The sequence below is a fragment of the Chryseolinea sp. H1M3-3 genome (assembly GCF_029360725.1).
Classification (GTDB): domain Bacteria; phylum Bacteroidota; class Bacteroidia; order Cytophagales; family Cyclobacteriaceae; genus Chryseolinea.
Map to the genome: position 1 here is coordinate 665416 of NZ_JARKMY010000010.1, position 25040 is coordinate 690455.

Sequence of the window (25040 nt, forward strand, 5' to 3'; positions counted from 1 at the left end):
TCGACGTTTAAAAAGCTCAGGAAATTTGAATTCGATCGTGTCATACGAAGATTTTAACAATTGTGCAGAATCTTGCGGACAAATTTGCGCATTGCTCGTCGAATTTGAAATACAACAATAAATCAAAGCAATAAACAAAATCTTGTTGAATTGGCAGTCCATGTTGTATGATCCGATTCGCAAACTGCGAATAACTTTTATACGTTTGTAATTATACGAGCAAAGACGGCAGTCATTTTACGTTTCGCATCCTCTGCAAAAACTTAAAGACGAGTGCTTGGTCGCCATCGTCCTTGATCCAGTAGTTGACATAGTTTGTTAAGTCTATAATTAGATTATTCAAAACTATGACGTCTAAAGTGTCTGAAGCAATTACGACTTGGCCAAAAGCAGCGCCGATTCCGATCTTCGTCTGAATATGTTTTTTTACTTTTGCGCGATTCATAACTCCGGCGAGCAACTCAACATCGGATGTAGGTACGGCAATTTTTTTAACTCCATTGGCTTTTAGTTCTTGCATCTTTGTCGTTAATCCCGCGGTTGTAAATCCACGATCAGGAAAATATTCGTAGACGTGCATCGAGTGAATATTCATTTGAGCTAATGACGAACACGTTATTAAAAGAACATTGCAAAGAATGAAAATACTTTTCATAAGGTAATGTTTAACGATTTTGCAGGTGATAGGAAAATAGCGAAGGCCTAAATCCAATGGACCTCAAATGCATTTGCGCATGTAAAATATAGGGATGAATACCAATGTTTAAAACTCCCGACATATTCAATGCTCGCGAGGTCATAGATACACAACTGTTGAACACAAGGTTATAACTATTTCCACTTTCAGCCATCTTCTCAGAGAATTTTGTTATTCTATCTACATTAACCCCCGTTATCTTGATCGGGCCCCATTTCATTTTGCTCAAGGCTATTGCGCTTCCACCCTCATATGAATTCGTGCCAGTAACCCAATCACCAAATCCATCAACTCCGTCAACCGGTCCCCAATCGATGAGTATTTTACCTTTTTCGTCTACTATTTGGGAATGGCCTATCAAGTCCTTGCGGGGAATCGGATTTCCCTCTGCATCCAAAGATTTATAATAACCAGGATCATTTTCCGTGCGTAGTTCCACATTCCCAGGCTTGAATCCTGCTAATATATCCGAGACATTCGCAACGGCCCCCATAGTGTAACTGAAATTATCCATTGCCGAATTTCCTTTTTTACCCAGAAAACCCCATTGGTTGTCTAAAATGCTATAAGAGGCAAAGCCGAAGGATATGTTAGGAACGACCTCGCCCCCAGTATAAAATCCGGTTCCTATTGCATTTACTGATGATGAAAATAAGATACCGGTTGTGTTCGAGAATGCCATACCCGAAGCTGCTATCTCAGCCCCTAGACCGCCCGATACCCCACCAACAACAGCACCGGCTCCCATATATTTCCACGTCTTGCCGGATTGATAATCCCAGTTACCAGGATTCATTTCACCGTTATTTGCTATTGTTCCTCCAGAATATGCGCCTATAACCGCGCCAATGATAACCGGTACAAAAGCAAATTCTCCATCAGGATCGACCATCAGCACCGGATTATTTCCCATACCGATATACGGTGAAGTAAATTGCGCCTTGGGATCATTAACCAACCACCTTCCTAGCACGGCATCGTACTGCCTTGCATGGAAATCGTGAAGCCCGGTTTGATTGTTTACCTCTTTGCCTTGAAAGAGAAAATTGTTATCTTCCTCGCCGTCGCGTACCCATTCCGTTGAGCTTAGCCCAAATGCATAGTAGTCATTGATTTGTATTACAGGGCTTTCCGTGTAGGTAATCTTGAAGTCGTCGAAATAAGCAGGGAGAGAACCTTGGTCGTCGTAGCTTAGATAGATGAAAACAAATCCACGTTCCTTAACGGATATTTCCGGAAGTGTTATTAGTTGGCGCACATTTGCTCCGCCCAAAGGTTGTGATTTTGCTTCGAGAGGTTTATAACTCTCATCAAATAAAATATAATTAATAAATGCTGAAGGCTTCGAGGTCGAGGGGGAGTTTGTAGACAACGCGAAGCCAGGCAGTTGATTAACAGAATTATTGTAAGCCAAGGCAACTCCGTCTGTAACTGCGGTATTCCCACCGCTTATTACATCGGCAACAGCAGATGTCATTGCAGCATACAATTGTCCTGAATATGTGCCCGTTTGATAATAAGATTGGACCGTTGCATTTATTCTATCGCCAGGAAATACTTTAAAGTCTCGGGCTGGGCCAACGCGGTAGTTATTATCCATTAGCAAAGCTTTCGTTCCACCCGGCGTGGAGTTTGCGGAGGGATGTGGTGTGTATCGGCTCGCATCCAGATTAAAAAAAGAAGTTGTCTCATTTGGATGATTTTCCGTCTCCATTGTTGCCGTGTAAGTAAGCGTTGAAGGCGTTGTGCCTAACACTACACGTGCGCTTCCAACTTGATCGGTTAAGAAGTACTGATACTCAAAATCTGTTTTATACAGCGCTACTCGGTTGATATAAAATGTGCTTCCAATAACAGGTGTTTGCCAAAGGGCACCAAGCTTAATCTGCGTGACACCGCTCGGCACGATAAAGGTTGCCGTCACCCACGTCTCGTTGGCAGCACCTTGAGGTAACTCAACACCCGGCCATATGATGTCGTTGGTTGTTGATGCCACATATAGCTTAGCAGAATTTCCAACAGATTGATATCCTAACACTTTAAATGAATAACTTTCGCCGGGCTTCACCGGATATGTTGCGTTTCCAATCGGTAATACACCAGGCGTGCTCGTTGATTGATTACATACAGCTTTCACATAAGTTTGGGTATTTAAAGGTTCGCTTGTAATAGTAACGGTACCGCTAGCAGTGTAACCTTCCGTTCCATTTGCTTCACGAGCTGGTGTAGGTACCAAGTTGTTGTAGTCCGGTGATACAACTCTTCCTTCTTCATGAAGAAGAAATTGAAACTGATCATTTACTAAAACTAAATCGTTGACATAGTCGGTCTTCAGTGAAGTTTGACTAGCAGCGTTATAGTATACCTGACTCAGTTTTTTGCCGGATGCATCGTACGTATACTGAATATATGAATTATCTCCAAAAGTTATCCGATCCGGCAAATTCTGAAAATTGTACGTTATTGTATTAATGTTCTTATTTCTATCCTTCGTCAGATTTCCATTTACGTCGTATTCATAATCATCACCGGAGATGTTTCCATCGTTAAAGCCCTTATCCTTGTCGCCAGCAGGTGCGCTATCTGTTACATAAAATAGTTTATTACCCGATGAGCTTCCGTAGTTATACTGAAGCTGGTCTATTACGACGGATGTAGGCCCAGTTTTTGTTTTTCTCGCCAACTGCTGAATATTTCCATTGTAATCGTATTGAATTCCATCTTCATTGAAGGACGAATTTTGGGGCTGATCCCAGTTGCTCGTTCCATCCCCAAATATATTTTGTTTATACGTTGAACTTGAAATGAACCCTAAGTTATTGTAGCTGTAGGTATAGCCCTTTTCCATTACTTTCAATGTAGCATCCGGTAGGTCTGTTCTCCATTTTATTCCACTAATAAAACCATCGTAGCGTGGTGTATTCATTGCTCCAAAAACATTATTTCTTGCAAACTCGATTCCAAAGTAATCCGTCGGATCTCCCACATCAGTACCTGACGTACTATTCATTTTCAAGAGATCACCGCGAATATTATACGAATAGTCTATCGATTGAAGGTAAGTGCTTCCGTTATCAGCACTATGAATTTTTTTGTCTATGAGTTGCCCTACTGGATTGTAGTCTAGCGCGGTTAAAACAACTTCTGGCTGACTATTAATCCGGTGATATGTCTTTAGCAACCGGTCAGAATTATCATAAACAAACCGGCGTCGAACTGTGGATACACCAATGTTCAAACCGCTGTATGTCGTAAGATTTTCCAGTGCTTTTCCAGTGAAATCAACCAGGGTGGAACTGCGTTGGCGGCCCCCCAGATGATCTGAAAATATTGTCTGAATAACCTCTCCGTTTCGATTGAAGTATGAAACGGTATGAAGCCATTGAGTATTCGTCCCTAATATTTTCGTGCTTCCGGCAATTACTTGGTCTTTTACAAAATCTGTTTTTGAAAAAGCTTCGTTACTTGTCCCTACCCATGTCTCCGAGGAAAAGCCAAAGTTCGCATCTTGACAAATACCACATTGTTTATAATCATCGTAAAAAGTAATTGCCAGCGGTTCATCATTCACTTTCGGAAATGCATCGGCGCTCGTGCCCGATGAGCCATCATCAATTCGGGCAAGAAAGGAAGTGCTGGTCACACCAGCGGTAAAGGTGAATCCTGGTTTAATAACAATCGAATTAATGGCCCTGTAATCATTAATACCCTCGTAAGACTTAATTACAATATCAAGTGCCGCTTTTACGCCGCTGGTCGTTTGAGGCGATATATTTTGATATCCCTGATTGCTATTCAAAGCATCAATATTAGCCTGCATAGTCGCACGAGAAATTGCGCTACCGGGACGATAGATTCCAGAAATAACAGGGCGGTTAAAATCATCATATTTTGTATAGCTCCACTCATTGCCGAGCCTTTGTTTTGGATCTTGTGTTAACACTACTCGATCCCGTTTGTCGTAAATAGAGTATGACCAATCATTTGCTGTCTTTCCAGGGCCCTTCGCCTCAATAACGCGCCCTTCATTGTCATATACCATTTGATATGCCCATGTGTCTATTTCCGCCTGCGTGGGATTTCTAAAGGTTCCTGTTTTAATAATACGAATCAATTCAGGAGGAAGAACGAATCGTAAGTTATTTCGATTGTCATAGACATAATACGTCTCAGCCCAGCTGCCTCCGCCCATATTGGTTCTTGTAAGAATTTTGAGGCCTTGGCGTGTGGTTATTTCCTGAGACTGTATCCCTTGAGGATCTGTTGACGTGATGACTAGTAGCAAATTGGCTTCCCATACCGTGGTGGATCCTGGCAGATTCGAACTTATAGTCCAAAGACGTATGTCCAAACCGTTGGTTCCGTAGCTCACATCTACGTCATTTTCATTTGGCTGGAACCCAGTGCCTACCGATCCTTGTTTTGTTGCCCGTCCAAGTGGTGAAGCTTCAAACTCCACCGACGAGTATGCCTTGGAATCCGCTTGTACGCCGGCTATACCTGAATTATATACGGTGTAGTGTGTACTATTTACATAGTTTCCATTGCCCAATAAGTTTCCAATCAGCATTCCATTTGTTTGACTTTGTTGAACAGGCAAATAAGAATTTTTTTGCCGTTGCAGCGGATCATATTCGTACGCCTGAATCAAATCTGTACTGGAGGGTGATGCCTGTCTGTTTATTGTCTGCAACGGTTTACCAAGTCCGTCTGAATATCCGTAGGTCATTGCTTTATTTGGGATTGTCAGTGCAGCAACCTGTGCGTTTGTCGTTTGCCCCGGGATCTTAACCGCTTCAGTGAGAACATAATTGTTATTATTCGTAGAGCTAGTGACAGCAACGTTCACATCGTCAGCATGAGATCTGCCTGAGGCATCAGTAACGGTTAGCCTGAACACAAAGGTCTGGGGCAGGCCGGTAGTGGGTAGACCACTTATACTTAGATTGCTTGTATTCGCACCTGTCATGGTGACCTCTGTTGACGGTAATATTTTGGTCCACGAAAAAGTAATTGACTGCTCGTCCTGATCTGATCCCGAACCATATATCGTGCAGGTAGTTCCAATAACAGTTTTATCGGGGCCTGCATCGGCAACGGGCAAAAAATTTACCTGGATGGAACCCGATTGCAAAGTGCCGCAATTGTTGTTACCTGACGCATAATATGTCCCACCTTTAGTAGCATTAATGGTCGTATTCCCAATAATTGCGCTTACAGTGTTACCATATCTCCATTGATAGCTCGCACCAGTTGAAGATGCTGTCAGGGCAACACTAGCGCCCGGCGTCACTGCCATGGGATCAGAAGATGTAGAGATGGCAAGGGTGCTTCCAGAATTTGTGAAACTAACAGGAACTCTTGTGGTCATTTCAGTTCCGCTACACACTGCTGCTACATAATACGTTACCGAACTCGAGAAAACATTGGTGTAAGTTGATTGCCACCCGTTACTAATACTTGCATTTGTAGTGGGGCTAATTTGCGTACCTCCACTTGGAGCCGTATACCATCTGTGCGAAGTAACGGATATATTTATGGATGTTACGGTTAAGGTGTATTGCTGATTAGGACATCCCGACTGACTTGAGGGGGACGGGGTGGTGCATTGACTGTATGCATCAAAAGACAAGAACAAAATTACAACGTAAGTGAATACTAGATTTCGACATGCGTCGAGAAAATATTTTTTGCAGAATTTTTTCATTGTCACTATTTTTTAAAATTGTAGAGAATAGTTTGAACAATATCTCGGTTTTGATCAAGTCTGTTTTTCACCCTCCCAACATTGTCATACTCCGTATACATAGTTTGATTATTTGAACTTGTATTAGACGTTGGTCCAAATAATGAGTGATGTGTTGATGTGGTTATTCTTGCATTGGTGGGATAGATTCTTACTTCATCGATTTGAACTTCCGTTGTGCCGCTACGTTTAAGCGTTATACTCGAAACACCTGTCACAATATATTCGAATAGCGACCATGAGGCTATATTGCCTAAATTGATTATTCCCGGAATACCATCGATGGTTATCGAACCATTCGTTGATTTTGCCCAAAAAGATACCGTATAGCTTTCAGAATTTGATAGGCCTGATTTGGTTATACCAGTGGTTCCTAATACCAGATACCTTTCCCCAGTTTTTGAGTTGCCTACGGTTGGCGTTACTGCTTCCCAACTTGTCCAGTTCCCTGACGCTGAATTTTCAGTCTGTTCAAAACTTGAGTGGGCCACTTTAGAAAGAACAGAATTTGAAATTGCCGCAACCACGTTACGTTTTGTTTGATCCAGCAATAAGCAATTAAGCTGGTTGCCTACGCCTTGCGTTTCCAATTCTATTCCGCAAGAATTATCTCTGGTCAGGGTTTTTCCTTTAAATATCCAATCAGAAGAAGGCGTTTGGGTAGTCACGTCCCACCATGTAAAGTTTGAAGTGTTCGTTGACTTCCAAGCATATTGATCAACAGGGGAAGGTACATTGGTGTAGATACAATTAGGGCCACTGCATGGCCAGTCTTTCCATCGAGTTATCACACTTTCTGTATAAATATTCCCATTAATTTTTCTCTTTGTCTGAACAACCGGTGATAAGATATTTTTTGAGGCGCAAGAGGGGTACACCTCGTGCGCATAAATGATTTCCGATTCCATAACTTCCTTATCGTCACCATTTGCGCTCTCCGTATGTATACGTTGATAATTTAATTGCTTAGTTGTAGAATTAAATCCATTTTGAGTTACGACTTCTATTCCGTCTTGAATAGCATTCACTTTATATTGACGAGGAAGATAAGCCTTGCCAACTGCAATTGAAGAGCTGTTGTTTATGACCGTATTTTCTAAGTTCCAAGTGATAGAAGTTTCAGAGACTAGTGTTGAGGTAGAGTTAAAGACTTTAGTTTTATATCTTTGACCCAATAGCAATTTATAGTTCCAAGGTGCATTACCAAGTCCCCCATCATATGGAATTGTATTCGCAAGCTCTGTCTGCGATCGTCCATTAAAAAAATAATTTTCAGTATATCCAAAAGGTTTAGTCAATTCATTCGAAACACCAGGAATAACTGTTACCTTATTGTAAAAACTTGTATTCTCATCACCTAATACGTTAGTATCATCATAGATGACAGTTGTGAAAAAGGTTTTATATGAATCGTTAATCGTGATCAGCTTTACCGGAAAGTCGACAAGCGTGTTGGAAAATTGCGAAGTAACCAACGTCATTTGTAGCGAGGTGGCATTTAAAAAATCATTTTTAAATGAAGGGGAGCAACCCACAATTGTGGTTGGACTCACCATATATCGATAGTTCTGATGCGACGTAGAATACCTTACCTTAAAACAATTATTATTTGCCATTGGAAGACCAGTGTATGGCACGCCGCTCTTCAAAGAATAGATTGCAGGGTTTCCTGCAATGTATCTTCCTGAAACAGGAGTAACATCATAATCAAATGACAAAGCGCTCGTTGTCTCCGTATAACCACCTGGTTGTTTAAAAAACAAAGACTTGTCGACTGTAAAATAGTTAATCCCAACATTGATAGTTGGAACTAAGCCATTTGTGTTGACAACTTGCGTTTCGTTGCTCCAACTATTAGTGTTAGCGTTGAAAGTGTAGTAGCCATTCACCGAGGTAAAGGGCGACTCATACATCTTCCAATTATTTTGAACATAAACATCCTCTCCAACCGCCGCTTGCCTCGTTTGACTTGTTTTCTCACCTAAATCGATCCAGGTATTTCCGTTGTATCGCAACACACGGCCTTTAAAAGAATTGTCCGCGGAGTTCAGCGCAATTATCCCCATTGTGGCATCACTGACATAAACAAACGAATGATCAGTATAAGATAATCCTTTGTCAACCCTAGTGATATTGTTATAGTTTTCATCCCAGTTATAAATGAATTCATTGCTGCCATTCGCCATTACAACAGCAAAATTGTTTGAACCATGCCAATAAGACGAACCGCTTCCATTATTGAAGGTGTTACCAAAAGTTCTCGTTTGCCAACTGGATAGTTCATCAAGGTAATACATAGTGACGGCATCCGGATTAGGAACCGTATTATGAGAAATTAAGTAGTTGTTATTTACTGTTGTAAAATGTGTACCAGTTGTTTCCGTGATAACGTCGGACCTCCACGAGTTACCATCCCAAACATATCGGAACAATTTTCCGTTATTGTTGCTTACAACAATAAAATTATTTCCCGCAAATATTTGTTCACGTTTTGGATCGTGCGTTCCCAAGTCGATTGTATAGGTGTTTGAAATCCAGGTACCAGGTAACACATCGCTTTTGTGAAATATGTACAAAGTGTGATTGTTTGTATTATATACTGGTCGAAGGATGGCAAAAAAATCTCTTCCCGTGGCGGTCAGGTAATCATGATCCCATTCTTTTAAATAATCTTGGTCATCGTTAGGCATAAGCTCCACATTGCCTATTGAGCCAAGTGAACTCTCTACCCATCTTCCTTCCCAAGAATAAACGTATGCTTGAACCTCTTTACCAGTCTTAACATGGTCAACACCGTTATATTGTCTCCAAGTTATTACATGATAATCTGGGCCCATGAATACCTGCGGTTCAGCGTATCCACTAGGCGCCGTAGCAACCATTTGTGTTTGTACCCTGCTCGTAATTCCATAAGTAAATTCGACGCTACCTCCCGCATGACTTGTCACTTTGTTAAGACTGCCACGCATATCTCCGGTTGTTAGATAGTCAAAGGTCACCGGTATTTGCTCGCCAGTAGGGGACACGTGGGTTATCGATTTTAATAACCTCTTTGTCAGATTTCCTGTGCCTAATAAATTAGTAACATACTTACACTGAACTTCGTAGTAAGAGATCCCATCGATCTTGACAAGAAGTTTATCAAGATATTTTTTTTCATACCGCTCTTGATAGGCGTCTGGCTCAGGAAGTTCTGTATGTGGATCAGCATACTCGGCCGCCAATTTATTTTTATAAACCAATTCTACTTCTCTTCCCCAACTATCGCTCACTTTTGACAGATAGGACGCTTCTGTATGATGGGTTGATCCCGCGCCAACCACGTTTTCATCATTTAAATAACTATATGTTAGTTTTTCTCCCCAAATGTTCTTAATCTCTGACAAGTTCCACACAAGTCCTTGACGCTGATTACTAGCGACATTGCTATTTCCAATCCAATTACTCCATTTTACAATCCACTGAACTGTATTTCTACCACTGTTTTGGTCACCGTAAATGTATTTGGTACCATCTTCCTTTGTTATTTCCCACTTTTCAGAGGAAGGAGTAAATTTAACTACCCAATTTGTATAGGTTTTTGTTTTATACGTTTTGACGCCAGAGTTGTTTGCGATACAAAAAAGTCGGGTGGAAACACCACCTTCAATCAGGTAAAACTCATCGTCATCTCTTGACCCTGTTGACTTATTATCCACCACAATCATCGGATAAGCCAGCGTCCATCCTAGCCCTAGCACTCCCGTGGGGGCGTCTAAATTCCATACATCATCTAAGTTCTCAATACTTGCTGACGAATACATAATAGAAACGTCGACACCCAATGCTCCATTGCCAGATAATGACACTAGGTTTAGTGGTAAATTTAAATCTCCAGTGTATAGATTCACCGAATTTGCAATTGCCCCGAGATTATCACCTTTAAGGCTAAAAGGATTAATCTTTGGCGCCGAGGTGGGTTCATCATCCTGCGCATAACAAAAAATAAAACCCATTAAAATTGTAACGACAAGAAAACACTTTTTCATAGACCTATTTTTTCGAATTTTCGATACGATTAACTTTCTTTTCCAACTCAATTACATACAACGTCAACTCCTCCACCTTCTTCAACAACAACATATTCATCTCACCCAGATTAACTCCATTGACCTCTACCTCTTTAGCGGAGGGAATTTCCGGAAGGTGTTTATTTTCTTTTACATAAGTCTCTACTTCTGAAAGCGGTCTGAGATTGTAGGTAGGGTCGAATACATAGTCAGCCCACGCGGCTGTCGTAACCACTACTTCCCTTGCTCCTATTTTTCCTTCAACGGCCAATTTGTAACCCCCAGGATTAGTGGTGCCGATACCAACATTCCCACCCGATTCAGCCATATAAATATTTTTATTGCTAAGAGGAAAGTGCATTCTTGGAGTGCCATCATGTTCACCTCCTAAACCTCCTGCTTGAAGCTTAAGGGCATTGTTGACATCATCGCTATATAGATAAAACAATGTAGAACCAGCCTTACTAAATAGAACGCCAACTTCATGGCTATCTCCAGGTTTTTCAAGATTGAGAAAAGTATTTGCGGTTCCTGCGACGTGCAGCTTGTGACTTGGATTGGTTGTTCCAAGTCCAATATTCCCACTGGCTAAAGAGTTGATCGATGCAGCAAAAGGAGATAATGTACTACATACAATCCACCATTGCGTGCCTGTCGATTTGTGCGTATCAAACTCCTGTTGACTAACAACGACGCTGCTGTACTCACTGAAATCTGCACCATCAAAAGTTTGATTGAAATAATTTCCTTTTATGGCGGCTTGCGCGTGCCAACCGGAGTTGATTTGAGTGTTGGCATTGTACTCAAGCGTGTTTACTCCATCCCATGGTATAACATAGATAGAGAAACTCTGTCCTGGGTTACGCGCTGCCACGATAGCGTAACCTGTTGCTCGCGCGTTTCTCATTTGAATTTCTGAAAGCGTTTGCCCAAAGATGGGTGAGGCAAGAACCAGGAATAAACAGAGTATCGAAAATCGTCTTTTTTGTTTTTTTTTCATATTGATTAAGACAAACTATTAATAAAAAAATCCATTCAACAGTCCAAGTTTTATGTTTCTCAAACCATCAAGATAAATATCTTGTCTGCGTATACCTTGTATGTAGTTCTTCACGTTTTTTCGACTAACTCAGTTAATCACTTCGATCACTATGGCTTTTCAACTTTACCAATTATTTTATCTTTGACTCAAGCGCTTGCAATTGCTTTTTAAACACTTCCATTGAAGCGGCTTGATCTTTAATGGTTTTATCTTGCTGCAGCAGGTACAACGTCAGCTCCTCTACCTTCTTCAACAACAGCATGTTCATCTCGCCAAGGTTTACACCATTCGCTTCCACCTCTTTTGCCGCAGGTACCTCAGGTAAGTGTCTGTTTTGATTGATGTAGTTTTCCACGTCTGCTAATGGACGTAGGTTGTAATTTTTTTCAAAGACGTAGTCTGGCCAATTGCCTTGGAGCTTCACTACAATTTCTTCAGCGATTGCTTTGCCGGCTACTGCGAGTTTATATCCTCTAGGATCTGTAGTTCCTATGCCTACATTCCCTCCAGATTCAACCATATAAATATTCTTATTACTAAGAGGAAATTGCATTCTTGGAGTTGCATCAACTTCTCCGCTCAGTCCACTCGCTTGAATTTTCAGGGCATTGCTAGTATCATCACTGTACAGATAGAACAATGTTGTACCCGCCTTGGTAAAAAGAACACCAGCTTCATTACTATCACCAGATTTTTCGAGGTTTAAGAACGTACTCGCGGCACCTACTATGTGTAATCTTTGGTTTGGATTAGTCGTTCCGATGCCAACATTACCATTATTCTTTAAAATGAATTTATCAGACCATCCACCACCGTTTGTCATGATGGCAAAATCCATATCGGTTTGAATAGCGCTTTTGAAAGGAAAAGCAGAAAGGAAAGTCCGTGCACCATTAGCACTGGTATTGTAAACCTGCACATTCAGTTCAGGAACTGATCCGCTGACTTGAAGTGGGCTTGTCGGATTATTGGTGCCAATACCTACATTTCCATTTAAGTGATATATGTTACCAACATCTGTGCCTGCGCTATTCTGGGGCTGCCATTGAGCGAAAACGCTAACAGATGTGCCGAAATAAAAGAGAACAATTTTAAACCATGTTAATCGTTTCATAACTGACTTTATTATATTTTACTTTTTCTGCTCTATACTTTGCAGGCTTTTCTTGAGCAGTTGAATCTCCTTTGCCTGTTCCTTATTAATTTCATTTTGTTGTAACAGGTACAACGTCAGCTCCTCTACCTTCTTCAACAACAGCATGTTCATCTCGCCAAGGTTCACACCATTCGCTTCTATTTCTTTTGCAGCAGGTACTTCAGGTAAGTGTTTATTTTGATTGATGTAGTTTTCTACTTCTGCTAACGGACGGAGGTTGTAATTTTTTTCAAAGACATAGTCAGGCCAGTTCTGTTGGAGCTTTACTACAATTTCTTCGGCGATGGCTTTACCGGCTATTGCCAGTCGATACCCCCTTGGATCTGTTGTTCCAATGCTAACATTGCCATTACCATCGATATACATTCTTCTTGTGTCACGAGTAAAAAAACTAAGATTGTCAATTAGACCTTCGTTAGAAGAAATGTCGCCAACGTATATTTCATTTGCGGCCATATCCAATACAGCTTGGCCTTTCAAAGCAACGGCTCCATTGACATCGAGCTTATAGTTTGGTGTCAATGTCCCAACGCCAACATTGCCGCCGTTTTTTAACGTGAGTGATTCAACAAGACCTCCATCTAAAAAGGTCAGCCGATCGTTCGAATTATCTTTTAAGTATTGAATTGTAAATCCATTTGAAACTGAAGTATTTCCGGCGTAAAAAATTAGCGAGCTTTTCCCCGCGGTATTGGTATTAAGTTTACCTATCGCGAGCGTCGGATTATTGTTACTTTGAATCTGTAATAATTTGTCTGGTGTTGCGGTACCAATTCCTAAGGTGCCCATAGAATAATTGTTCCCATTTATATCCCATTGCGCATAAGATTGATCCACCAAAAACAGTGTCAGGAACAAGAATAAGAGTTTAAAATTTTTAATCATCGCATTAATATTTAGTTCTTATTGGGGCTCATTGACTTTTTTAAAATTTCAATTTCCTGAGCTTGTTGCTCGATAGTTTTGTTTTGTTGTAACAAGTACAACGTCAACTCCTCCACCTTCTTCAACAATAGCATATTCATTTCCCCAAGGTTTACACCCTTCGCTTCCATTTCTTTTGCTGCAGGTACTTCAGGTAAGTGCTTATTTTGATTGATGTAATTTTCTACTTCTGATAGTGGGCGAAGGAAATATTTTTCGTCGAAGACGTAGTCGGGTACAGGAACGTTGAGGTCCACTTTTACTTCCTCTGCATGTACTGTTCCTTTCACTGCAAGTTTGGCATCGGGGTTCACAGTACCGATTCCGAGATTACCATCGTATCTCAAATACATTTTTGCAGTATTCCAATTGGAAGAGCCGGCTTGGCTCGTGTAAAACGAAATGTTATGGTTCTCAGTCGCTGTAGCACCAGCAGTCTTCCAATTGCCTGCATAAACATGCAGGTCATTTCCAAAGGTGCTAATCATTCCATCGTAAGCACCTTTAATTCCTAACTCCAGACTTGCATAATTATTAGTTCCTCCAATTCTAAAAGCCGGAGTTCCTGCTGCTGCATCTCCTGCGCCCAGGTTTATATTTAACAGCGTCTGCGGAAGTATTGTACCAATGCCAACCCTGCCATTGTTTAAAAAAGAAACACTTGGATTATAATTAGTGATGGATTCATTTTCGGTACCAGCGTTATACATTTGAAAAAACATATTTCCCCAATAGTCCACCACAACGGAGGCCCCACCCATTTGACTCGTTCCTCCCAGCTTCTTAAACTTAGTTGGTGTGACACCTGTGTTTAAAATTGCATTAAAACCAAGTTCACTTCCATAAATCGCTTGCTGGCCATTGTTTTTTAATATTATAGGGCGTGCTGAATTTACTTGTAAAGTACCTTGAGGTGTTGCTACGCCTATCCCAACATCTCCATTGGTTGAAGGTCCGATTCCTGAAGTAGTGCCAGGAAGATATAGCGCCTGGGAGAATGAATTATAATAACTAATTATCACAAACGCCACGAGACTGATCCATCTCATATTACTTTCATTTATTTTTTATGGATTCAATTTCCCTTTGCTGAATTTCATTTTGTCTACGTTGTGCTTCATTTTCCTTCTTCAACTCGATGACATACAACGTCAGTTCCTCCACCTTCTTCAACAACAGCATATTCATCTCGCCAAGATTTACACCGGTCGCTTCCATTTCTTTTGCCGAAGGGACTTCGGGTAGGTGTTTGTTTTGATTGATGTAATTTTCTACTTGTGCTAACGGTCGGAGGTTGTAATTTTTTTCAAAGACGTAGTCGGGTACCATAGCGCCTGTCATATCGACACGGATTTCTTGTGTATGAATGTGTCCTTTCACTGCAAGTTTCGCGTCGGGCTCGATGGTACCTATCCCAACGTTTCCATCGCCCCGTCCATAGAGAATTGTCGCTTCCTCTTTATTCACAAAATGAAATGCATATCGTCCGCTTCCCCCACCTTGCGAGTAAAGACCATATCCTGTAGCCGAATGGTTATAAAACTGCGCATTATTATCGTTTGGAATTTCGCCGGATTGATACAATCTCCCTGAAGTGAAACTTACTCCACCAACAACATCGAGTTTAGCTTGAGGGTCGACAGTTCCTATTCCAACACTACCACTACTTTTTATCATCAGCGCCTCAACCAAAGTCCCGGTATTCGTCGTTCGAAATTGAAGCGATGTTGACCCCGAATTATCTGGACGCCGAGCTTGGAAATAACTTACATTACTACCAGCATAGGGACTTATGTAAACATGCCCAGGTATATACAAACTTTGTGTAGTTCCAGCATATGGATCATCCGACAAATAAATATCGCCTGCACCGTCAACATCAAATTTTCCTCTCGGCGACGGAGTAGCAATACCCACAAACCCATTTGTTGACGCTCCTATTCCACTTGTACCCGTAGGAACAAATAATGTCTGACTATGTACATTATAACTGGATAAAATCGCGATCCACAGTCCAACGTAAGAAATTGGTCTATTCAAAGCCATCGATTTAAGTGTATTTGATTTTGTTGCAATTCGATTTTTTTAAGCTGCAATTCATTTTCTTTCTTTTATCAATCACGCACAACGTCTCACCACATATTTACTAATATCAGGACAATAGCATACCAATACCGTTGTTTCAGACATCGGTTATTAAATTCATAGAAGTTCCACTCGCTCTTTTAGAGCAAGGAACAATACCTAAACATGATTTTTCGATTGTAATCTTCAGGTTCAACTAACCCACAACTATTACTCGCAAAACCAACAGTTCATTATATTTTTTAGGATTTGACTTATATACAATAGAGTAAAATTTCAAAGGGATTTTTATAATCGTGCTAACACTTCTATTCGCACCTCAACGTCTTGTGATACAATTGTAACAAAGTGTTTTGAGAAATAAAAAATATCGATAGAATTATTTTTTGTTCGTTAAACGGTCGTTTTAAAATGTTTAACGTGTGCACTGGAACATTCAACATAAGTGACAGATTTCTTATTTTTTTATGGAAATAGTACATCACAACACTAGGGCTACTGGCGATAGTAAATAGTAAATTAGGACAGCATAAACGTGGGAACGATATTGATTGAATTGTCTTTTTCAAAGAATCCTTACATCAACATGCCTTCAAACAAATAAATTAATTTTAAGAATTGTTTAATTGGGCTGTTTGTCACGCGAAACAATTTTAGAGAGCGGCGCTATTAGAGACGCGCCGTTACTTCATCACAGTACAATTACACGACTGCTGGCTCCGATAAATTAATTTTTAATATATTACACAAGCGTAATCCAATTCATGCCGCTACCCGTAAACCAAAAAGCTCCCGACTTTACACTTCCCTCCACCAATGGAAGGAATTTCTCCCTTTACAAAGACATGCTTGCAAAACCATGCATCCTTTATTTCTATCCAAAGGATTTTTCTGTCGGCTGTACCAATGAAGCGTGTAGCTTCCGTGATACGTTTGAAGTATTTAATGAACTTGATATTAAGATCATAGGCATCAGCAGAGATTCTTTGGAAAGTCACCAAAAATTCAAAAAGACTTTGAACCTTCCTTTTGATTTGTTAGCCGACGAAGGAGGCAAAGTCTGCGCACTCTATAAAACACAACTTCCGCTTGTTCCGTCTTTTACAAAACGCACAACGTATTTGCTGGATAAAAATCAAATAATTCTTGCAGTGTATGAGAATATTTTTTCCAGCAAGCGACATATTAAAATGATGGTGGAGCAAGTGAGTAAGCCGTTGTCTGTGAGTCGTTGAATGTTATTCATAGTGTTAGTCCGCGAGAAGCGTGCTGTATAATATCTTTAGACTTCGTAGGAACTATATGTCATGCCTACGGCACTCCGCTAAATCTCTAAATGAGTGCTACCGATATTTGGATACCTAACGGCACCAGTCGTGTGCAATAGATTGATTCACGTTGTAATAAACTGATATACATTATAAAGCGAACAGTGCTGACTTTTAAAGCACATCAAGTCCCGGTAGGGACGTTATATTGGTAGAAAAATTTTTTCCATAGCCGCGTAATCCTGTTAGGGATGTTATATAATTGTCGCCATTAAAGTATTACAATTCGATGGCCCGGTTAACGGAGCCTGCATTCATCGACACCCTGGAATCGAATCTTTGGAAAGGAATCTGATGTATGAAAGACCACACTCCCAATTTACCGATTGTCCTGTGCAAGGGCTTGAGCCAGGCAAGTGCGGCACGAAGGATCTACCGTTTGAAAGTGCGCGCGTGGGCAGTACGTTAACCTGCAACAGATCCTTCGTTCGCGCCTGCCAGCACGCATTCACCACTCAGGAAATCGGATCCAAATAGGAGCCTGCACTAATCGGCACCTGCCATTAACCACATGGCCCTCAAATTTCGTCCCATACCACCACCCCCAAACTTTAATCCTTAAACTTGAAACTTGCATCCTTTCCCCTTACATTTGCGCTGCGCTATGCAGAAAAAGCTCATCCTTGACTCCGATCTACTCGACATCACCATTAGCCGTCTTTGCCAGCAATTAATTGAAAATCACAATGATTTCAGTGAAACGGTACTACTGGGAATGCAGCCGCGAGGAATTTTTCTGGCTGAAATTATTCATGAACGTCTCCAAAAGGAAACTAAAAAAAGTATCCCTCTGGGCTACCTTGATACTACCTTTTACCGCGATGATTTCAGGAGGCGTCAGACACCAATAAAAGCAAACGAAACGAGAATCCCTTTTATAATTGAAGGAAAGAAAGTGGTGCTGGTGGATGATGTGCTGTTTACCGGACGTACGATCCGGGCAGCTATGGATGCAATGATCGCATTCGGAAGACCCGCGACCGTAGAATTGCTTGTACTCATCGACAGAAAATATAACCGCGAAATACCAGTCGCTGCAGACTATGTCGGGAAAGCTGTAAATACTTTACCCACACAAAGGGTCCTGGTAGAATTAGAAGCTCAAGGTCATAAACAAAATAAAATCTGGTTGATCAATAAGGATTAAGGTCTATGTCTAAACTCAGTCAAAAACACCTGCTCGGTATCAAAGACATCACCCGTGAAGACATTGAACTTATTTTCGAAACTGCTGATAATTTTAAAGATGTTATAAACCGGCCCATCAAAAAGGTGCCGTCACTTCGCGATGTTACCATCGCCAATGTTTTCTTTGAGAATTCTACTCGTACACGCCTTTCCTTTGAGCTTGCTCAAAAAAGATTGTCAGCCGATACCATTAATTTTGCCGCATCCACCAGTTCAGTAAAAAAAGGAGAAACGTTGCTGGATACGGTGAACAATATCCTGGCTATGAAAGTCGACATGATCGTGATGCGTCATGCCAGTGTGGGAGCGCCTCACTTTCTGGCAAAACATATCAAGGCCAACATCGTCAACGCCGGCGACGGAACGCATGAGCATCCAACGCAAGCCCTACTGGATGCATTTTCAATTCGCGAAAAATTAGGAACGGTGACCGGCAAAAAAATTGCGATCATCGGCGACATTTTGCACTCGCGCGTAGCGCTGTCCAACATATTCGCCTTGCAAAAGTTGGGTGCTAAGGTGATGGTGTGTGGTCCGCCTACGCTGTTACCAAAGTTCATCGGACAACTGGGTATAGAAGTTGAATTCGATGTAAGAAAAGCCTTACAGTGGTGCGACGTTGCCAATGTTCTTCGTATCCAGTTGGAACGCCAGCATATTAAATATTTCCCTTCCCTGCGCGAATATTCGTTGTACTATGGTATCAACAAAAAAATGCTCGATAGTCTGAAGAAACAAATTGTTATTATGCACCCGGGTCCAATTAACCGCGGTGTAGAATTGAGCAGTGATGCCGCCGATTCTCAGCATTCCATTATCCTTGATCAGGTGGAAAATGGCGTGGCCGTAAGGATGGCTGTACTATACTTACTGGCCGGAGCGAAGGGATAAAAATTGCAGATATAATCTTCAGCTTCAAAGACGGGTATCTACCTGTACACCTTCTCACTCGCAACGAACTTTTTGCCTCGACAAGAGCATTGAAATAATAACCGCAACTTGAAGGTACGCGGTGATCGGACGGTCGGTAATCGGTTTGCTCGATTGAAGTTTATGCATTTATGTTTCACGCAAGGCTCGCCAAGGCGCCAAGGTTGCGGACGAAGTAGTATGATGTTGAAGGCTAGGAGGAGGTAACAAGAATTTGACTATTTTGTCTCTGCTACTCCCTGTTATTCCTCCCATTTTTTGCAGTAAAATCATGATTGATTAAGCAGCGCGCTTAGTGCTCGTGTATTCCTGCGGATGTTGGAGTCGGTATTCCGCATCAATTACCACTGTATTGAGCCGGATTTTGTAGTTTTACATCTCGAACGCAAAAACATGATTTATAACTCGATAATTGACACCATAGGAAATACGCCTTTGGTAAAGCTTAACAATGTTACCAAAGGGATTCAAGGCACCATCGTAGCCAAAGTTGAATATTTTAATCCAGGCAATTCGACAAAAGACCGGATGGCCATTAAAATGGTCGAAGACGCTGAGAAAGCTGGCTTGTTAAAGCCAGGCGGAACAATCATTGAAGGTACTTCCGGAAATACTGGAATGGGATTAGCACTGGCCGCTATTGCTAAGGGATATCGCTGCATTTTTACCATGGCAGATAAGCAATCACAAGAGAAAATTAACATCCTGAAGGCGGTAGGAGCAGAAGTAATCGTGTGCCCGACGAATGTCGCGCCCGATGACCCTCGTTCGTATTACTCCATTGCAAAAAAACTCAACAAAGAGATTCCGAATTCATTCTATCCCAACCAATACGATAATCTCTCCAATACTGCAGCGCATTACGAAACGACAGGTCCTGAGATCTGGAAACAAACGGACGGAAAAATTACGCACTACGTTGCAACAGTGGGTACCGGTGGTTCTATGTGCGGAACAGCAAAATACCTGAAGGAACAAAATCCGTCTATCGTTACCGTTGGCATCGATACGTATGGCTCTGTGTTTAAGAAATATAAAGAGACGGGAATATTCGATGAAAAAGAAATCTATCCTTACTTAACCGAAGGCTTCGGTGAAGATATTCTTCCGAAGAATGTAAACTTCGATGTGATCGACCACTTTATTAAAGTCACGGATAAGGATGGCGCCATCGGCGCAAGAAGACTTTCCCGCGAAGAAGGCATGTTTGTAGGATGGTCTAGCGGCTCCGCTATTCATGGCGCACTGGAATATGCCCGCGAACATTTAAAGAAAGATGACGTGATGGTAATTCTTTTACCGGACCATGGTACACGATACCTCGCGAAAGTATATAATGACCAATGGATGAAGGATCACGGTTTTCTGGAGACCCGTGCCTTCGGATCCGCACGCGATATCATTGCCAGCAGGAATGGTAAGGATAGTCTGTATACCGTGAACAAATCAACAAAGGTCAGTGAAGCTATCCGGCTCATGAGTCGCGAGGGCATTGACCAAATACCTGTGCTTGAAAACGATACGTTTGTTGGCAGCGTGAATGCTTCCAGCCTGCTGGATAAAATCATTCAGGACCCACAACTGCAGAGCAAAAATGTACACGAGGTAATGGACAAGCCCATGCTGTTCATTGCTCCAGACAGTACGTTAGATGTCTTGTCCTCGCTTCTAAATAAAGACAACAAAGCCGTTCTTGTTCGCGATGAAACCGACAAGGTGCATATTATCACGCAGCATGATGTATTGAAGGCTATGTCTAGTTAGAAGAGAAAGCGGTGAATCGGGTAAACGGGGATCGGTTTGCTCGATTTAAGTTTGTGTGTTATATATCACGCAAGGCTCGTGAAGTCGCAAAGGTTGCGGAGGAAGAGTATGATGTTGAAGGCTCGTCCCGTGAAGCGGTATACAGTGATCGGGTAAACGGTGATCGGTTCGCTCGATTGAAGATTGTGCGCGGTGCAATCGATAAGTTATAAGAGAGAAATCAGTCACTAGCAAATGGCTGCAGGATGAATTTCTCCTACGTCAAAAATACGAATTACAATAACTCTTTAGCTACACGCCACACCTGATTACCTGATTACCTGATTACCTGATTACCTGATTACCTGATTACCGTCTACCAAACAACTAGTCCTCCAAAATCTCCACCTCTACCCTTACATTCTCCTGGGCACGAGGACTGTGTTTATCATGAATCGGGCGCTTGCCGCCCCAGGCTTTTATTTCTATTCGCGAAGGATCGACTCCTTTGCTGAGCATGTATTTCCGGATAATATCGGCACGCTCTTGTGACAACTGCTTGGCTGAACCAAATCCATCCTTAGTATCATTCAACGAGAAAAAGTTTTGGCTGTCTTTAGCCATTGAAATTACTTTGCCAGTGGCGCCACCGTTGGTATGTCCGTGCAATCTTATTTTATACTTGGGATTTTCGTTTAGCATGTCGAGCAGACTATTGACCTCGTATCTTGACTCTGGCCGCATGATGGCGGCATCTTTGAAAAAGTAAACGTTGTACATAACGGCGATATCACCCTTCTGCAAACGCACAAGCTCGAATGGAACAACGGTTGAACCATTTTCATCTTTGGTAATACCTTCAGCTTCAGGATTATTGTAATCGACGTCACGCTGAACTTTACGGTAACCGAAAACCTCGCAAACAAATGAAACCTGTTTTAACTTACTGTTGGGCAACTTGACAGGAACATTTGCTTTATACGTACCGATCTTTCTTGTCTTCTCTGTATCGATGGCATTTACATCACCGTCGATGGCAGCATTGTCTGTAGCGCGATAAACTTTGAATAAAAAGTTTTTTCCGGAAGCGTCGTCCAGTGATTTCATTTTCTCCTCGGTGGCGTCTGAATTCGTCGTGTTGGGCAGAGCATTGGTAACGGTTTGAGAAGCAGAATCAACAGTAGTTTCATTCTTAACTTCTGCATCTACTTTATTAACTTCAACAAGTTCTTGGGAAGTTACAGGATGAATATCCTGACCGACCACATTACCTCCATCAGCTGCATTTTTTCCGAGTGTCCCAAAGTATACCCATGTATCACGAAATTCCGATTGTTCACGAAGCCGTTTCGCTTCATTGATGGCCAGGGTCTGATCATCTGTGCTGAGCACATATACATAATAAAGTTTACGATAAGGATTCAATTCGAACTTCACGTCCATTTTCAAATCCTTGTGCGCATGATCGGTGAACCGGATTGCATTTTTATACATCCGAAAGGCTCCTATCACCACATAATTCGGACGATCGTCGTCCGTGGGTCCCTGCTCTAGCCGGGCTGCGTTGGTAGGCTCTGCCAATACGCCTAATAAAAAAATGCCTACCAGTGCGAAAAGTTTGAGGTTCATAACACTGATTTTATTGTGAAGGCACAAATAAAGTATAGCAATATAGGAAAGAATTAAGACAAAATAATTAATCAATTACCAGTCAACGGTTTACATGTATGAAATTACGTGAAATGTGTAGTTTAGTGTTTCCCCGTTTTCATCCATGACGGTTAGAAAATGCTTTCCCTGGGGCGGATTTAGCGGCAAATTGTGATTTCCTTTGGTACTACCCACGAAATTACCATCGAGGTGCCAAAAAACTACCGCATCGGGATTTCGGTGCGCTAGTTCGAAGACCACCTTGCCTACAACTCCATTTAATTCGCGGGGAATAAAGATTTTCGAGTCTGCCTTCGGATAAATCAAATCCATGGCAACCAACGGTGTGGCACTCTGGCATCCGTTTCGAAAGGGAGGCAATGTTTTATATGAATAATTTTTCAGACGAAAATAATACTCCTGCATAGGTGGTAATACAAACCACGTGGCCTGAATGATATTATCCATCGTTTCACATTCACTGTGTACACGAAATTTTCCATTCGCCGTAACATTTACAAGTTTGTGATATGGGCATGCCGCTGTTTGCAACCCCTGACGTGTAACTGAAACAGTATCCACATCGTTGCACCACGTACCATTACGATAACCACTTCGCTTGCAGACTGTAATTTTTTCCATCTCCTGAAGGGGCGCCCGAAACCAGTCATCTTCTTTTAGCTGCGCAAAAATATCGAACATCACGGGGGCCGCAGCATCGGTTCCTGTGAGTCCTGGTCTACCTTCACCATCAGCATTGCCTGCCCAAACGCCGACAACGTAATGCGGTGTAACGCCAACGGCCCAGGCGTCCCGAAATCCAAAACTGGTACCTGTCTTCCATGCGATTTTCTTTGAACTGCTGAAATACCGCCAACCAGATTCTTCTCCCGGTCTATAAACTTCTTTCAAGGCATCAAAAGTTTGAAATATGGCGGCGGCGCTTAGCCATGACGTTTCTTCTAAAATCGCTTCGCCAGATCTCCCATCTTTGCCGGTATTATAATAAGGAACATGAAAATCGTTTTTATTGTAACGGTTTTTTCCAGGGTGCTCCCAATAATTATTCAAGGTTCTGGCCATAGAAGCATACATGCCGGCAATATCCCATAGCGTTCCTTCCGCACCACCCAGTATTAATGAAAGCCCATAATGGTCGGGACTTCTATTCAAGGTGCTCATGCCCATGTTCTTCAATAATGAATGAAACTTTTCGTAGCGATAAGTTTTTAACATGTGCACGGCGGGAATATTCAGAGAACGGATTAAGGCTTTGTTGGCTGCCACAGCACCATCGTATTCCTTTGAAAAGTTCTTTGGCGAAAACCCGTTGATAATGGTAGGCACATCTGGCAATAAAGTTTTTGGTAGAATCTTGCCTTCATCCAACATGGCAGCATAAAGAAACGGTTTCAGAATACTTCCTGTGCTGCGTCGGGCAGTGATGATATCAACGTCATCCCCATGATCAGTCGAATTATCTCCGGTGTTTCCTACGTACGCCAACACACGTCCTGTAGACACTTCAATTACAATAGCCGCCGCGTTATGGATTTTATTTGCTGCTAGTCGTTGATGATGATCGTGAATGATTTGCTCGGTTCTTTCCTGGAGGTTGTTATCAAGCGTTGAATGAATGAAATCTCCAGCGCGTCCTTCCTTCATGGCGCGCGTTAACAAATGCCGCGCATGTCGTGGCAACGCCTGCGGGTCTTCTGGGATCATTTCATCTTTTGATAGGGATGCTGTGAACGCATCTATTTTTCCAATCGCCACCAGTCTATCCAGCAGCTTATCACGCTTTTCTTTTAACAGATCTCTGTTCTTGCCGGGATGAATAAGCGACGGCGCATTGGGCAGAACGGCTAACAACGCCGCTTCTCCCCACGAAAGTTGGTGGAGGTCCCGACCAAAGTAACGCCAACATGCAGCTTCTAAGCCCACAACGTTGCCACCAAAAGGAGCGTGTGATGCATACAAGCCGATGATTTCCTTTTTTGAATATCCAAGCTCCAATCGCGTTGCCAACACCATCTCGATGAATTTTTGAAAAACAGTGCGCGGTTTGCCTTTCCTAGAGAGCCGAATGACTTGCATGGTAATCGTACTTCCGCCACTTACCACGCGGCCATCGAAAACATTCTGTTTTAAAGCGCGAGCAAGAGAGAGTGGATCAACGCCCGGATGATAATAAAACCGTTTGTCTTCAAATGCTATCAATGCTTCTTCGTATTTCACCGGTACTGAATCCGTCTCTGGGAATCGCCATTGGCCGTCCGGGGCAATGGTTGCGCTGAGAAGTTGGCCGTGACTGGCCTTAAGTACTGTTGAATAAGGGTCGTCAAACAATGGGTCCGGCAATGAGAACATATAGTATAACACACATGCTACCGTGAGTGCTGAAGCTATACCGATCTTTATTTTCCTAGACATCATTAAAGAATACCCGCCTACTTGCGTGTTAGAAAATGTGATTTAAATTTTGAGGTATCTGCATCCTGT

At 42.0% G+C, this 25040-nt stretch carries 14 protein-coding genes; 4 read left to right on the forward strand and 10 right to left on the reverse strand.

What is annotated here, in order from left to right; translation table 11 throughout:
• Positions 1 to 232 precede the first annotated feature (232 nt).
• The 8 genes from P2W71_RS19665 to P2W71_RS19700 all read right to left on the reverse strand — a co-directional run bounded on the left by P2W71_RS19665 (position 233) and on the right by P2W71_RS19700 (position 15654).
• Complete coding sequence (locus P2W71_RS19665) at positions 233 to 655, reverse strand: hypothetical protein (protein ID WP_276373028.1); 423 nt, start codon at positions 653 to 655, stop codon at positions 233 to 235.
• A gap of 10 nt (positions 656 to 665) precedes the next feature.
• On the reverse strand, positions 666 to 6404 hold the full coding sequence (locus P2W71_RS19670) for a DUF6443 domain-containing protein (RefSeq protein ID WP_276373029.1): 5739 nt from the start codon (positions 6402 to 6404) through the stop codon (positions 666 to 668).
• Between the two features lie 5 nt (positions 6405 to 6409).
• The gene (locus tag P2W71_RS19675) at positions 6410 to 10471 is read right to left on the reverse strand and encodes a hypothetical protein (RefSeq protein ID WP_276373030.1); all 4062 of its coding nucleotides are present in this window, start codon (positions 10469 to 10471) and stop codon (positions 6410 to 6412) included.
• A 4-nt stretch (positions 10472 to 10475) separates the two neighbouring features.
• Entirely contained in the window at positions 10476 to 11492 is a 1017-nt protein-coding gene (locus tag P2W71_RS19680; RefSeq protein WP_276373031.1) for a hypothetical protein, read from the reverse strand.
• 172 nt (positions 11493 to 11664) lie between these two features.
• The gene (locus P2W71_RS19685; protein ID WP_276373032.1) at positions 11665 to 12648 is read right to left on the reverse strand and encodes a hypothetical protein; all 984 of its coding nucleotides are present in this window, start codon (positions 12646 to 12648) and stop codon (positions 11665 to 11667) included.
• Positions 12649 to 12666: 18 nt separating this feature from the next.
• The gene (locus P2W71_RS19690) at positions 12667 to 13575 is read right to left on the reverse strand and encodes a hypothetical protein (RefSeq protein WP_276373033.1); all 909 of its coding nucleotides are present in this window, start codon (positions 13573 to 13575) and stop codon (positions 12667 to 12669) included.
• Between the two features lie 11 nt (positions 13576 to 13586).
• Positions 13587 to 14663 carry a hypothetical protein gene (locus P2W71_RS19695; RefSeq protein WP_276373034.1) on the reverse strand — a complete coding sequence of 359 codons (1077 nt, stop codon included), beginning with the start codon at positions 14661 to 14663 and terminating at the stop codon, positions 13587 to 13589.
• A 7-nt stretch (positions 14664 to 14670) separates the two neighbouring features.
• On the reverse strand, positions 14671 to 15654 hold the full coding sequence (locus tag P2W71_RS19700) for a tail fiber protein (protein ID WP_276373035.1): 984 nt from the start codon (positions 15652 to 15654) through the stop codon (positions 14671 to 14673).
• An 809-nt stretch (positions 15655 to 16463) separates the two neighbouring features.
• Here P2W71_RS19700 and P2W71_RS19705 point away from each other — a divergent pair.
• The 4 genes from P2W71_RS19705 to P2W71_RS19720 all read left to right on the forward strand — a co-directional run bounded on the left by P2W71_RS19705 (position 16464) and on the right by P2W71_RS19720 (position 20909).
• The gene (locus P2W71_RS19705) at positions 16464 to 16934 is read left to right on the forward strand and encodes a peroxiredoxin (RefSeq protein WP_276373036.1); all 471 of its coding nucleotides are present in this window, start codon (positions 16464 to 16466) and stop codon (positions 16932 to 16934) included.
• 697 nt (positions 16935 to 17631) lie between these two features.
• The gene (gene pyrR, locus P2W71_RS19710) at positions 17632 to 18174 is read left to right on the forward strand and encodes a bifunctional pyr operon transcriptional regulator/uracil phosphoribosyltransferase PyrR (RefSeq protein WP_276373037.1); all 543 of its coding nucleotides are present in this window, start codon (positions 17632 to 17634) and stop codon (positions 18172 to 18174) included.
• 5 nt (positions 18175 to 18179) lie between these two features.
• The gene (locus P2W71_RS19715; protein WP_276373038.1) at positions 18180 to 19106 is read left to right on the forward strand and encodes an aspartate carbamoyltransferase catalytic subunit; all 927 of its coding nucleotides are present in this window, start codon (positions 18180 to 18182) and stop codon (positions 19104 to 19106) included.
• Positions 19107 to 19538: 432 nt separating this feature from the next.
• Positions 19539 to 20909 carry a pyridoxal-phosphate dependent enzyme gene (locus P2W71_RS19720; protein ID WP_276373039.1) on the forward strand — a complete coding sequence of 457 codons (1371 nt, stop codon included), beginning with the start codon at positions 19539 to 19541 and terminating at the stop codon, positions 20907 to 20909.
• 366 nt (positions 20910 to 21275) lie between these two features.
• Here P2W71_RS19720 and P2W71_RS19725 read toward each other — a convergent pair whose 3' ends face one another.
• Positions 21276 to 22517, reverse strand: coding sequence for an OmpA family protein (locus P2W71_RS19725; protein WP_276373040.1), 1242 nt, complete (start codon positions 22515 to 22517; stop codon positions 21276 to 21278).
• A 90-nt stretch (positions 22518 to 22607) separates the two neighbouring features.
• On the reverse strand, positions 22608 to 24971 hold the full coding sequence (pbpC, locus tag P2W71_RS19730) for a penicillin-binding protein 1C (RefSeq protein WP_276373041.1): 2364 nt from the start codon (positions 24969 to 24971) through the stop codon (positions 22608 to 22610).
• Between the last annotated feature and the right edge of the window lie 69 nt (positions 24972 to 25040).

Coding starts and splice junctions, on each gene's coding strand:
- P2W71_RS19690 (WP_276373033.1), bottom strand. CDS start 13,575: ATGATTAAAAATTTTAAACTCTTATTCTTGTTCCTGACACTGTTTTTG.
- P2W71_RS19665 (WP_276373028.1), bottom strand. CDS start 655: ATGAAAAGTATTTTCATTCTTTGCAATGTTCTTTTAATAACGTGTTCG.
- P2W71_RS19675 (WP_276373030.1), bottom strand. CDS start 10,471: ATGAAAAAGTGTTTTCTTGTCGTTACAATTTTAATGGGTTTTATTTTT.
- P2W71_RS19670 (WP_276373029.1), bottom strand. CDS start 6,404: ATGAAAAAATTCTGCAAAAAATATTTTCTCGACGCATGTCGAAATCTA.
- P2W71_RS19715 (WP_276373038.1), top strand. CDS start 18,180: ATGTCTAAACTCAGTCAAAAACACCTGCTCGGTATCAAAGACATCACC.
- P2W71_RS19720 (WP_276373039.1), top strand. CDS start 19,539: ATGATTTATAACTCGATAATTGACACCATAGGAAATACGCCTTTGGTA.
- P2W71_RS19680 (WP_276373031.1), bottom strand. CDS start 11,492: ATGAAAAAAAAACAAAAAAGACGATTTTCGATACTCTGTTTATTCCTG.
- P2W71_RS19685 (WP_276373032.1), bottom strand. CDS start 12,648: ATGAAACGATTAACATGGTTTAAAATTGTTCTCTTTTATTTCGGCACA.
- P2W71_RS19705 (WP_276373036.1), top strand. CDS start 16,464: ATGCCGCTACCCGTAAACCAAAAAGCTCCCGACTTTACACTTCCCTCC.
- P2W71_RS19695 (WP_276373034.1), bottom strand. CDS start 14,663: ATGAGATGGATCAGTCTCGTGGCGTTTGTGATAATTAGTTATTATAAT.
- pyrR (WP_276373037.1), top strand. CDS start 17,632: ATGCAGAAAAAGCTCATCCTTGACTCCGATCTACTCGACATCACCATT.
- pbpC (WP_276373041.1), bottom strand. CDS start 24,971: ATGTCTAGGAAAATAAAGATCGGTATAGCTTCAGCACTCACGGTAGCA.
- P2W71_RS19725 (WP_276373040.1), bottom strand. CDS start 22,517: ATGAACCTCAAACTTTTCGCACTGGTAGGCATTTTTTTATTAGGCGTA.